8 protein-coding genes and 1 riboswitch are annotated in these 11,961 nt (G+C 65.2%); of the genes, 6 read left to right on the forward strand and 2 right to left on the reverse strand.

Translation table 11 applies throughout. From position 1 onward, the window contains the following. The first annotated feature begins 1 nt into the window (after position 1). The 3 genes from G6P99_RS05855 (at position 2) to G6P99_RS05865 (ending at position 5,252) form a co-directional block, all read left to right on the forward strand. On the forward strand, positions 2-931 hold the full coding sequence (locus tag G6P99_RS05855; RefSeq protein WP_029079786.1) for a CobW family GTP-binding protein: 930 nt from the start codon (positions 2-4) through the stop codon (positions 929-931). 243 nt (positions 932-1,174) lie between these two features. After that, a riboswitch (cobalamin riboswitch) is annotated at positions 1,175-1,370 on the forward strand. A 106-nt stretch (positions 1,371-1,476) separates the two neighbouring features. Next, entirely contained in the window at positions 1,477-3,756 is a 2,280-nt protein-coding gene (locus G6P99_RS05860; protein ID WP_165127526.1) for a TonB-dependent receptor, read from the forward strand. A gap of 2 nt (positions 3,757-3,758) precedes the next feature. Further along, complete coding sequence (locus G6P99_RS05865; protein ID WP_029079784.1) at positions 3,759-5,252, forward strand: peptidase; 1,494 nt, start codon at positions 3,759-3,761, stop codon at positions 5,250-5,252. 9 nt (positions 5,253-5,261) lie between these two features. On the opposite strand, the gene G6P99_RS05870 is transcribed toward G6P99_RS05865, so the two are convergent. After that, complete coding sequence (locus tag G6P99_RS05870; RefSeq protein WP_029079783.1) at positions 5,262-5,735, reverse strand: tetratricopeptide repeat protein; 474 nt, start codon at positions 5,733-5,735, stop codon at positions 5,262-5,264. A 76-nt stretch (positions 5,736-5,811) separates the two neighbouring features. Further along, positions 5,812-8,196 (reverse strand): type II secretion system secretin GspD, encoded by a 2,385-nt coding sequence (gene gspD / locus G6P99_RS05875; RefSeq protein ID WP_165127528.1) that lies wholly within the window; start codon positions 8,194-8,196, stop codon positions 5,812-5,814. Positions 8,197-8,521: 325 nt separating this feature from the next. On the opposite strand from gspD, the gene G6P99_RS05880 reads away from it, so the two are divergent. The 3 genes from G6P99_RS05880 to gspG are packed head-to-tail and all read left to right on the forward strand — an operon-like array spanning position 8,522 to position 11,944. Beyond that, entirely contained in the window at positions 8,522-10,198 is a 1,677-nt protein-coding gene (locus G6P99_RS05880) for a GspE/PulE family protein (protein ID WP_029079781.1), read from the forward strand. Positions 10,199-10,202: 4 nt separating this feature from the next. Continuing rightward, the gene (locus tag G6P99_RS05885; protein ID WP_029079780.1) at positions 10,203-11,414 is read left to right on the forward strand and encodes a type II secretion system F family protein; all 1,212 of its coding nucleotides are present in this window, start codon (positions 10,203-10,205) and stop codon (positions 11,412-11,414) included. Positions 11,415-11,467: 53 nt separating this feature from the next. Next, positions 11,468-11,944: a type II secretion system major pseudopilin GspG gene (gspG, locus tag G6P99_RS05890; protein WP_035976545.1), complete on the forward strand. Its 477-nt coding sequence runs from the start codon at positions 11,468-11,470 to the stop codon at positions 11,942-11,944. The last annotated feature ends 17 nt before the right edge of the window (positions 11,945-11,961 follow it).

The following is an 11,961-nucleotide window of genomic DNA, read 5'->3' on the forward strand; positions in this document are numbered from 1 at the left end:
CGTGCCGGTCCCGATCCTGCTGGTCGCGGGTTTTCTCGGGGCGGGCAAGACCACCGTCGTGAACCATCTGCTGGCGCATGCACAAGGGCGGCGCATCGCGGCGGTGGTCAACGATTTCGGCGCCATCAACATCGACGCGGAGCTGATCGCGGGCGCCAGCGACGGCGTGGTGAGCCTGAGCAATGGCTGCATCTGTTGCACGCTGGAGGGCGATCTGCTGCGCACGCTCGCAAATTTGCTGCGGCGTGATCCGCGTCCCGAGTTCATCGTGATCGAGACCAGCGGGATCGCCGATCCCGCCGACATCGTGCGCAACCTGATGGATCCCGTGATCTGGAAGGAAGCGCCGCTGGAGACCGTGCTGTGCGTGGTCGACGCCACGCAGCCTGCGACGATGCTGGACGATGCGCTGCTGCGGTCGCAACTGCGGGCGGCCGATGTGGTGGCGCTGAGCAAGGTCGACCTGGCTGATGCCACCGCGCGTACCGCGATCCGCGACGCGGTACGCGCGGTGCGGCCGGCGGCGGTCGTGGTCGATGCGCTGCATGGCGAGGTGCCGACGGAACTATTGCTTCCGGCGGATATCGATCATTTGCCGGCGCCGCGCGAGACCGCGCCACGACGGCCGGTGTCCGACCGGTTCGAGACGCTGAGCTGGACGTCGGAGCGGCCGGTGCGGTTGCCGCGCTTGCAGCAGGCGATCGGCAGGCTGGCGCCGAAACTCGCGCGGGCGAAGGGATTGTTCGAGACGGTGGAGCAGCCTGGGCGACTGACAGTGTTTCAACTCGCCGGCGGACGCGCGACATTGGCTGCGGGCGGCGTGCCGGCACCCGGCGTGCCGCGCACGCGAATCGTGTTCATCGCCGAGATAGGTGTGCTCTCGCGCGCCGAGATCGATGCGATCATGGCAGGCTGCGTCGAAGCTACCTGAGTTTTCCGTCACCCCCGCGCAAAGGCTTTGCCTTTGTCGCTGGAGGAGCGCGTAGCGCGTCTCGAAGGGTGCACGGCCACCAGCCGGGCCGTCGATCCTTCGAGACGCCGCTACGCGGCTCCTCAGGAGACGGGTTAAGGAGGTCTCCGCGTCAGCGATACAAGCCGTGTGTCATCGCCGCAGCACCGTCCCGCAAAGCACGTGCGCGACAATCGCGCCGAATTGACAGCCCATCCCGCACCACCTATCGTTTCCGCCGACGGTTCCCTTCGGGGATCAAAAGGGAATGCGGTGCGAGGGTAACCCCAATGCCGCAGCTGTCCCCGCAACTGTAAACGGCGAGCCTTTCGTCAATTTGCCACTGGACCATTCGGTCCGGGAAGGCGTCGACAGGCGACGACCCGTGAGCCAGGAGACCTGCCGTCAGTCGTGGTCACACGCGAGCACATCGGGCGGGGGCGTCCTGGTGGGATCGGAGCACTGCCTTTTGGGCAATGCGCCAGTCCGCGTTCGCGGTGACGTGCCACGTTACCGCGGGTCCTTTCATGTCTCCGTCTTCTCCCGTTGCGCGCCGCTGGCGCCTCGGCCTCGTTTGCTCCCTGTCATCGCTGCTGCTGCCGGCTGAAGGTGGAGCACAAACACCGCCACCAACCAGGCTCGATCCGATCGAGGTCTCGCCCTCGGCATCCGAAAAGCCCAAGCCCGCGGCGCGAAGCAGCAACTCGGCGTCGTCGTCGCGGCCACGCTCCAGACCTGTACCGGCCGCGGCAACCGGCAACACACCGCGCGCCGCAGCGTCGGGCGCTTCGGGATCGGCGTCGCCGACGCTCAACGCCACCACGCCGGGGAGCACCGGCAGCCGTCTGAATCTAACGCCGCTGCAAACGCCGGCGAGCGTCGAGATCATCACGTCGCAGACCATCGCCGAACGCGGCCAGCATAATGTCACAGATGCCGTCACCCAGGACGCGGCCGGGTTCATCGCAACGCCGGCTCCCGGCAATGGCGGCCTGTCGTTCAGCACCCGCGGCTTTGCCGGCAGCAATTCGGTGATGACGCTGTATGACGGTACGCGCTTTTATATCGGCTCGGGAACCCTGACGTTCCCGTACGATACCTGGTCGACGCAGCGCATCGAGGTGCTGCGCGGCCCGGCTTCGGTGCTATACGGCGAAGGCGCAATCGGCGGCGTCATCAACGTAATTCCGAAAAAGCCGCTGGGCACGCCCTACAACGAAGCCGAGGTCTCGCTCGACAGCAACATGACGCGGCGGCTTTCGGTCGACAGCACCGGTCCGATCAATCCCAATGTGTCCTACCGGATCAATGCCACCGGCAACATGTCGGACGGCTGGGTCGATCGCGACAAGACCTCGAATGCGGTGGTCTCGGCCGCGGTGCGGGTGCAGGCGTCGGAAAATCTCGCCTTCACGCTCTCCGAGGATTATGGCGACCGCAGCCCGTCGCGCTATTTCGGCACGCCGCTGATCAACGGCGCGATCCAGGACGCGCTGCGCTTCAAGAACTACAACGCGCTGGACAGCACGATCCGCTATCAGGACAGCTGGACCCAGTTCAAGACCGAGTGGGACGTCGCCGACGGCATCAAGATCAACAACACGCTCTATTATCTGACCAGCGAGCGGCACTGGCGCGACATCGAGAGCTACACCTGGAATCCGAAGACCAATCTGATCGATCGCGGCAACTATATCGAGATCTTCCACGACCAGAAGCAGGCCGGCAACCGGATGGACGCGACCTTCAGCGGCCACATCTTCGGCCTCGAGAACCGCTTCGTTGCGGGATTCGACGTTAACCACATCGACTTCACCCACACCAATAACTCGCCGTTTGGCGGCGCGTCGTCGGTCAACCCCTACGTCTTCGATCCCGGATCGTTCTTCGCGACGACCACTGCGACATCGCCCGGCTTCAATGCGATCGTCAATCAATACGCGCTGTTTGCGGAGGATCGTCTGTTGCTGACCGATCAATTGTCGCTCGTCACCGGCGTCAGGTACGATCGCCCCGAGGTCGACCGCACCGACTATCGGACGCCGTCGAACAGTTTTGACGTCGCGCTCTCGGGCGCCAGCTGGCGCACCGGGGTGGTCTATGAACCGATCAAGAACCTCGCGTTCTATGGTCAGTATGCGGTCGGCGTCGATCCGGTCGGCAATCTGATCTCGCTGTCGGCCACGCAAAAGACCTTCCAGCTCGCCACCGGCAAGCAGACCGAGTTCGGGGTCAAGCAGTCGTTCCTGGGCGGGCGCGGCGAGTGGACGCTGGCGGGCTATCAGATCGTCAAGAACAATTTGCTCGTTGCCGATCCGAACAATCCCGTCGGCCTCGCATTGCAGGTCGGCCAGCAATCATCGCGCGGCGTCGAGGCATCGGTCGGACTGGCGTTGGATTATGGCTGGCGTGTCGACGCCAATGTCGCGCTGCTGCAGGCGAAGTACGACAACAACAGCCAGCTGGTGAGCGGAAAGCTCGTCAGCTATGCCGGCAACGTTCCGATCAACGTACCGCAGCAGGTGTCGAACGTCTGGTTGACCTGGGACTTCGCATCCAACTGGTCGGTCTATGGCGGCGTCCAGATCGTCGGCCAGATGTACTCCGACCTTGCCAACACCCAGTTGCGGCCGGGCTACAATGTGGTCAATGGCGGTGTCAGGTGGAAGCCGGATGACCGCACCACGGTTGCGTTCCGCGTCTACAATCTGTTCGACAAGGTCTACGCGGTGACGTCGCCCTATGCCGGGCAGTGGCTGCTGGGCATGGCGCGCACCGCGGAACTCTCCGTCAACGTGAAGTTCTGATCATGCGCAACACTCTGGTCCGGCGAGGGCGGCGATGGCTGTATGTCGTCCATCGCTGGATCGGCATCGCGACCTGCCTCTTGTTTGCGATGTGGTTCATCTCCGGCCTCGTCATGATGTACGTGGCCTTTCCGCGCCTCACCGACGGCGAGCGCCTGGCCGCGCTCCCTGTCATTTCGTGGGGCAAGGTGCAGATCGCGCCTGACCGCGCGATGGCGATCGCGGGCATGGAGCATTATCCGCGCGATCTGCGGCTGTCGATGATGGACGACGTTCCGGTCTATCGCATCGCCGGCTGGAAGGGAGGCACCGTCACCATTTCGGCGGCCGACGGCAGTATCATCGACTGGATCACGCCGGACCAGGCGCTGGCCATTGCCGGCCACGATCCGCGTGCGGTGCGTCCGCAATTGCTCGACACGGTGACGCGCGATCAATGGTCGGTTACGGCGCGTTTCGACCTGTTGCGGCCGCTCTATCTGGTCGGCCTCGGCGACGCCAGTGGGACCGAGCTCTACGTCTCCGCGCGCAGCGGCGAGATCGCGCTCGACACCACGCGGCAGGAGCGGGTCTGGAACTGGCTCGGCTCGATCCCGCACTGGATCTATCCGACCGTGCTGCGCAAGGACGGTCCGCTGTGGCGGGATGTGGTGCTGTGGATCTCGGGCGTGTGCCTCGTGGTCGCGGTCACTGGCTTCTGGATCGGCATTCTCCGGTTGCGATTGATGCGTCGCTACGCAAACGGCGCCATGTCGCCATACCGCGGCTGGATGGCCTGGCATCATATTGCCGGGCTGATCGGCGGCATCTGCGTTTTCACCTGGATGTTCAGCGGCTGGCTGTCGCTCAATCCCGGCGGCGCGTTCTCCGGCCGCGGCGTCACCAGGGAGATCGCGGTCGGCTACAGCGGCCATGACGCGCCCGACATCGCCACCGGCTTCCAGTCGTCGCCGTCCGTGCCGGCCGTGGAGGCGCGCTTCGTCTGGATCGGCGGACACAAGCTGATGATGCTCGATGACAGCAATGGCCGTCGCAGCCTCGCCGATCCCGCCACCGGCGCGCCCGCGTCTCTCTCGCGTGACGAGATCATCGCAGCCGCCCGGCGCGCGGTGCCCGGAGCTGCCATGAACTCGGTCCAACAGCTCGATGAACCCGACGCCTATTGGTACACGCTGCACAACGCGCGCGAACTCCCCGTGCTGCGGACCGGCTTTGATGATCCCGCGCAAACCTGGCTGCACATCTCTCCGGTCACTGGCGAAATTCTCGACCGCAGCGACGACAGTCGCCGCTCCTATCGCTGGTTGTTCAACGCGCTGCACAGCCTGGATTTCCCGCTGCTGCTGCGCATCTCTCCCGCACGCGACGTCGTGGTGTGGCTGCTGTCAGCGGTTGGCACGATCGTCTCGATCAGCGGCATCGTGATCGGCTGGCGCCGGCTGCGGCGGCCGGTGCGAAGGAGACGCGTGTCCGCGATCCCTGTGCGGACGCCGTGATAGCGGCAGCTACTTGATGGTCAGGTGCACGTTCGGCGCCGGCGGGCCGGGGACCCATCCCAATGCAAACCGCTGGCCGGCGATGATCTCATTGCGCGAGAGTTTTGATGCGACCGCATCACGGAAGCGGAGATAGGCGTCGCGCTGCCGTCCGTTCGTGCGGGCGGCCGCCAGATTGAGCCATTTGTAGGCCAGCACGTAATCGTTCGGAACGCCGTGGCCCTTGTCGTACATCAGGCCAAGCATGGCCTGCGCGAACGGGTCGCCTTGCACGGCGCCACGATAGTAGAGATCGGCGGCGGCGTCATAGGCCTGCGGCACGCCAAAACCGTGCTCATACATGAAGCCGAGCAGGCCGAGCGCGCGCGCATTGCCGCGCTCGGCGGCCGGCGCGAGCTCCCGAGACGCCCTGACATAGTCGCCGCGATTAAAGGCGGCGGTTCCGCGCGCAAGGCTGTCGGCGCTCGCGACGGATGCGGTCATCGCCCAAAGCGCGACCGCAAGTGTAGCGCAGAGGCGGGTTCGCAGCGCGGGCATGCGGAGCATCCGGTTGCCCGGCTCAGTGGAAGCTGGTGGTGATCGGCGCATTGGTCGATGTCGTGGCGATGCTGCCGCGCAGTTTCGATCGAAGCTCCTCGGCGACGACCTGGGCGTCGGTACCGTTGCGGATGATCTGCGGGCGGATGAAGATGATCAGCTCGGTGCGCTGGGTGCCGTTGCTCTGATGCCCGAAGGCGTCGCCAAGGCCAGGAATCTGGTCGAGCACGGGAAGCGCATTGCGGTTGCCGCTCTGCTGCTCGCTGATCAGGCCGGCCAGCAGCACGGTCTGGCCATTGGCGACCGCGATTTGGCTCTTGACCCGCCGTTCCGACACCGTCGGCGTCAGGTTTACCGAGCTGCTTTGGGGAACGTTGCTGATCTCCTGCTCGACATCGAGCCGCACCGTGCCGTTGACGCTGACGCGTGGCGAGACCTTCAGGATGATGCCGGTGTTGCGATAGTCGATGGTGTTGACCACCGTGTTGCTCGTGGTCAGCACTGTCGCGCTGCCGGTCGAGACCGGGACGACGTCGCCGACCTGCAGCGTCGCGACCTGGTTGTTGATCACGACCAGCGAGGGATTGGACAGCACCTTGACGCTGGTGACGGCATGCAGCGCATCCAGGATCAGGCTCGGCTGCGTCGCGGAGCCAACCAGGAAGTTGAAGCCCGGGAAGGTCTGGTTGATGAAAGCATTGGTGAGCGAGCCCGCGACCGAGACGGCGCCGGTGGTCGCGTCCGTGGTGGTGGCGGGCGCCGATGTGGCCTGGGTGCCAAGGATCGAGCCGGTGTTCGGCTTCAGGCCGAGGTTTTGGCTGGTGAGATAGGTCTGCACGCCGTAGGACAGGGTGTTGTTGAGCGTGACCTCGGCGATCGTAGCATCAATGGCGACCTGGAGCTGTGGCTCGTCGATCTGCAGCAGCGTCGACTCGATGATGCGGTAGTTGGCCTGGTCGGCATAGATCAGGAGATTGTTGTTCACGACATCGGGCGTGATGCGGACGTCCTGCAGCACGGGCTGGCCGTTGCCGCCGCCGACGCCGGCGCCGCGTCCGGCATCCAGCGCGGCATTGTTGCCCTGGCCCGCATTGGGATTGTTGGCTTGACCACCGGCGCCAAATCCCTGGCCCAGGCCTTGGCCCGTCGCACCTGTCCCCGACGTGCCGCGGGATGCGAAGCCGCCCATGCTCGAATTCGAGCCGTTGTTGTTGTTGAGCGACAGACGATCGGCGACGCTTGACGTCGACGAGGTGCCGGAGCCCGGCGCGAGCTGGCTGTCGGCACTGTCGAGCAAATTGCCTGAGGAGCCGCCGAGGAACATGTCGGTCAGGACCCGCGCGATCTGGCGCGCATCGCCATACTTGACGCGGTAGACATGGACCGTGGTTCGCGCGGTGTCGTTGCGGTCGAGGCGCTTGATCCAGGTTGCGGCCGTGTGCAGCATGTCCGGCTTCTTGGTCACGACCAGCACCGCATTGAGGCGTGCGATCGGCATGAACTTGATGACGTTCTGGCTGAGGCCGTTCTCGCCGGAATCGACGATCTTCTCCAGCTCGGCGATGACAGGCGCGGGCGAGCCGCTCGAGATCGGGAAGATGCCGACCGATTGACCCCGCATCCAGTCGACGTCGAAGCTGAGCACGGTGTCGACCGCGGTGCGGCGCTCGGCCCCGGTGCCCTGGATCAGCAGAAGATTCCGCGTGGTGTCGGCGCGGATTGCGCCCGCCCTGGTGGCAAAGCTGTCGGTCAGCTTCAGCAGAGTCTGGGCCGACACATATTGCAGGGGAACCACCGAGATGCCGAAACCGGGTTCGGGATTGGCTGCCGCGGTATCGATGCGTCCGCCGCCGACGGCGTCGCCGAGCGGGGTCAGGCGATAGCCCGCGGTATCCTTGAGCAGCACCACGCCGCTCAGCCGCAGCGCGTTTTCAAGCACGAACACCATGTCGGATTTCGGCACCGGGCGGACCGAGACCAGGCTCACCGTGCCCTGTACCCGTGGGTCGATGGTGTAGCCGACATGAAGGATGTCGCCGAGCACGACCTTGGCGACGGTCGCCACCGGCGTGCTCTCGAAATTCAGATCGAAACCATTGCCATTCGCGGTCGGCTGCGGCCGCGCGTCGGCGACGGCCGTCACGTCGCTGCCTTCATACATCGATGCGCGGACGTTCCCGCCCTGGTTGCCGGGTGCCGCCGCGAGTGCGCTCACCGGTTGCGGCTGGCGCGGCAGCAGATCCAGCGAGCGCACCTTGTCGGTGACGTCGAGCTGGGACGCATCCACACTCTCGCCGACTGTTGCGGAATTGCAGGACGCCAGCAACCCCAGCGACGTCAAGACGAAAATGGCTGTCAGGCCGCCACGGATCGTCGGGCAGCGGCCCACTGTGCCTACGCGTTGCATGAAGGCCCTTCGCTACTTGCTGGCTGATATTTCGATGGCTTGCGACGATCGGTCCTGCCCCGCAGGACTCTTAGCGAGCGTTCATGACAGAAATAAATTGGTTACATGATTGTCGTTCGCGACCTGCATCGTGTCGTGCCAAAATTTGTGCAGCCGGCGCGTTGCTTGTGTCCGCGATGCCACCTCAAAGTTTCTTGAGCGCGGCGGACGATGTGACTTCGCACAGCTGTCACACTTCGGGTCGATAACCGCGCAGTTAACGGGAGCCGAACGGTGCCAGCGGCTCGGCGCGAGCTGATCCAGGATAGCGTGGCGGGATAAGAGAATGGCCAACGACCTGTCCGTTCGGTTTGTGGATTATCTCCGTCAGAACAATCACCTCGCGCCGACCGATGGGCCGGTCGAGCGGGCCGGGCAAGGCGCCGACCACAGGCAATTGAAGCTGTGGGAGGTCACCAGTCTTTCGCCTGTCGAATTCGCCGACGAAGCCGCACGCTTCTTTGCACTGGGCCGCCTGACGCTCCAGGAAATGACCTCGGCCGAGCCGCTGGTCGGGTCGTTCTCGCCGCGTTTCCTGCGCGAGACCATGGTCTATCCGTGCCGGGAAGCGGATGGAACCACTGTTCTCGCGGTCGTCGACCCCACCGATCAGGCGACGCAGCGGGCGGCGCAGATTGTGCTCGGCGCCGGGATAACAGTGAAAGTGGCATCGTCGGAAGATGTCGCCATCGTGCTGAACAACCGCGCCAGTGCCGAGGAGGACGAGGCCACCGAACTGACGGCGGCGCTGCCCCGCGAAGACGACATTGAGAGCCTGCGCGATCTCGCCAGCGGCGCCCCGGTGGTGCGCGCGGTCAACGATCTGATCGAGAAGGCGGTCGAGCTTCGCGCCAGCGACATCCATATCGAGCCATTCGCCGCCGGCCTGATGGTGCGCTTACGGATCGATGGCCTGCTGCGGCCGGTCGCGGCGCTGTCGGGCGTGCTGCCCCAGGCCGTGGTGTCCCGCATCAAGATCATCGCCAATCTCAATATTGCCGAGCGCCGCCTGCCGCAGGACGGCGCGGCGCGGCTGCGGGCCGGGCGTACCGATATCGATATCCGCGTCGCGATCATGCCGATGCAGCATGGCGAATCCGCCGTCATCCGTATCCTGCCCAAGGATCGCGGCCTGCTGGTCGTGGAAAAACTCGGGTTCTCGCAGGCTGATGAAGCCAAGCTGCGGCGGCTCTTGAAGTTGCCGCATGGCATGGTCGTGATCACGGGACCGACCGGCAGCGGCAAGACCACGACGCTGGCGACGATCCTGTCGATCCTCAACGAGCCCAGCCGCAAAATTCTCACGATCGAGGACCCGGTCGAATACGAGATCCCCGGCGTCAACCAGTCCCAGGTCAAGCCGGCGATCGGTCTGACCTTCGCCACCGCCTTGCGCTCCTTCGTTCGACAGGATCCCGACGTCATTATGGTCGGTGAAATCCGGGATACCGAGACCGCGCATGTCGCGGTGCATGCGGCGCTGACCGGGCATCTGGTGCTGACGACGCTGCACACCGAGACGGCGGCGGCCGCGGTGCCGCGCCTGCTCGACCTCGGGGTCGAAGGCTATCTGCTGCGCTCGGTGCTGCGCGGCGTGATCGCGCAGCGCCTGGTCCGGCAATTGTGCGAGCGCTGCAAGACGGCGCGGCCGCTGGCATTGGCTGATTTCACCGAGGACCCCCGGCTTGCGGCGATCGGATTGCGGGCTGGCGAGATTGTTCACGAGCCATGCGGCTGCGAACGCTGCGGCGGAACCGGCTATCGCGGCCGCCTCGGCGCATTCGAGCTGCTCGAACTATCGAATGAATTGCGCGAACTGATCGGGGAGCGAACCGACGGACTGAAGATCGATACGATGGCGATCCGGGCGGGCATGACCACGATGCTCGATGACGGGGTCGCCAAATGCCGCGCCGGATTGACCTCGCCCGCCGAGATCCTCCGCGTTGCGACGGTGCGGTGACGTCGTGCCGAATTATCGCTATCGCGCTTTGACCCAGACCGGCGAGATCGTGAACGGCACGATCGCCGCCCCGACTGCGGCCGAGGTGGCGCGGCGGATCGAATATCTCAAGCTGCTGCCGATCGAAACCACCGAGGACAAGCGCGCGTCCGGCGCCGCCGGTAGCCGCAGCCTGTTCGGCGGGCCGAGCGCCGCTGAGGTCACCACATTCACGCGCGACCTTGCGCTGCTGCTCAAGGCCGGCGCGCGTCTCGACGATGCGCTGGAGCTGCTGTCCGGCGATGCCGATGTCGGGCGGATGCGTCCGGTGGTGGCAAAAATTCGCGCGGCCCTGCTCACCGGCGAGAGCTTTGCCGATGCGGTCGCGGATCATCCGACCCTGTTCCAGCCGATGTACATCGCCCTGGTCCGGGTCGGGGAAATCTCCGGCACGCTCGACTCCGTGCTGGAGATGCTCGGGACCGAGCGCGCGCGTTCCGAGCAGATGCGGCGCAAGCTGACTGACGCCATGCAGTATCCGGCCTTTGTACTGGTCGCGGCGTCCGGCGTGATGCTGTTCTTCCTGCTTTTCGTGCTGCCGCAATTCTCGACCGTGCTGGGCGATTTCGGCGGCAAGTCGGATACGGCGCTCGCCAGCTTCATCGCGGTATCGGATTTCCTCCGCGCCAATGCCACGGCGGCAAGCCTGATTAGTGCGGCCACGATCGCGCTCGCATGGTGGCTGCTGCGGCAGGCGCGGGTGCGCGCCGCGCTCGTCAACGCGATCTCGCGGGTTCCCGGCATCAGCAGCGCCTTCCAGTTCTATCGCGCCAGCCTGTTCTGCCGCAATCTCGGCGTCCTGCTCGGCAGCGGCGTCAACCTCACCGCTGCGCTGCGCATCCTCGTCGACATCATGGCGGTGACCGGGAGCGAGGCGAACTGGACCGCCGCCGCCGACCGCGTCCGCCATGGCGGAAAACTGTCGGAAGCGCTCTCCGTCGCGGACAGCCTGCCGCCGATGGCGGTGCGCATGCTGCGGCTCGGTGAAGAGACCGGGCAGCTGCCGGTGCTGGCCGGGCGGGTCGCGGAATTCTACGAAGCAAAATTGCAGCGCAGCCTGGACCGTGTCGTCGGCATCGTCGGTCCGCTGGCGATCATCACCATCAGCACCGTCGTCGGCGGACTGATCGTATCGGTGATGACGGCGCTGCTCTCGGTCACGCAGCTAGTCGGTTAGAGCAGAGGTCATCGGTCATGATATCGCGCAACACCATCATCGGGGCATTTTCCATGCGAGCGGGACGCGCTCGGGCGCGGTCGCAAGGGCCGCGGCGTTCGGGGCAGGAGGGTTTCACCCTGGTCGAGATGCTGGTGGTGATCGCGATCATCGGCCTCATCATGGGGCTGATCGGGCCGCGCGTGCTCAACTATCTCAGCGAATCCAAGGTCAAGACCGCGCGCATTCAGCTGCAGAGCTTCTCCAGCGCGCTCGACCTGTTCTATCTCGACGCGGGCCGCTTCCCGTCCACGGCGGAGGGGCTCGCCGCTCTGGTCCGGCGCACGCCGGGGGTCGCGGCCTGGAATGGTCCGTATCTGAAGGGCGGCAACGTTCCGAGCGATCCCTGGAATCACGCCTATCTCTATCGGTCGCCCGGCGAACACGGGCCGTATGACATCGTCTCCTATGGATCGGACGGTCAGGAGGGCGGCAGCGGTACCTCCGCCGACATTTCGCTCGAGAAGGCGACAGCCGCCAACAATGAATAACACGGGTGCATGGCGAG

The sequence above is a fragment of the Bradyrhizobium sp. 6(2017) genome, from assembly GCF_011058295.2.
Classification (GTDB): domain Bacteria; phylum Pseudomonadota; class Alphaproteobacteria; order Rhizobiales; family Xanthobacteraceae; genus Bradyrhizobium; species Bradyrhizobium septentrionale.

Bases quoted from the DNA above. Each gene is read 5' to 3' on its own strand.
- G6P99_RS05860 (WP_165127526.1), top strand. From the start codon at position 1,477: ATGTCTCCGTCTTCTCCCGTTGCGCGCCGCTGGCGCCTCGGCCTCGTT.
- G6P99_RS05865 (WP_029079784.1), top strand. From the start codon at position 3,759: ATGCGCAACACTCTGGTCCGGCGAGGGCGGCGATGGCTGTATGTCGTC.
- G6P99_RS05870 (WP_029079783.1), bottom strand. From the start codon at position 5,735: ATGACCGCATCCGTCGCGAGCGCCGACAGCCTTGCGCGCGGAACCGCC.
- gspD (WP_165127528.1), bottom strand. From the start codon at position 8,196: ATGCAACGCGTAGGCACAGTGGGCCGCTGCCCGACGATCCGTGGCGGC.
- G6P99_RS05880 (WP_029079781.1), top strand. From the start codon at position 8,522: ATGGCCAACGACCTGTCCGTTCGGTTTGTGGATTATCTCCGTCAGAAC.
- gspG (WP_035976545.1), top strand. From the start codon at position 11,468: ATGCGAGCGGGACGCGCTCGGGCGCGGTCGCAAGGGCCGCGGCGTTCG.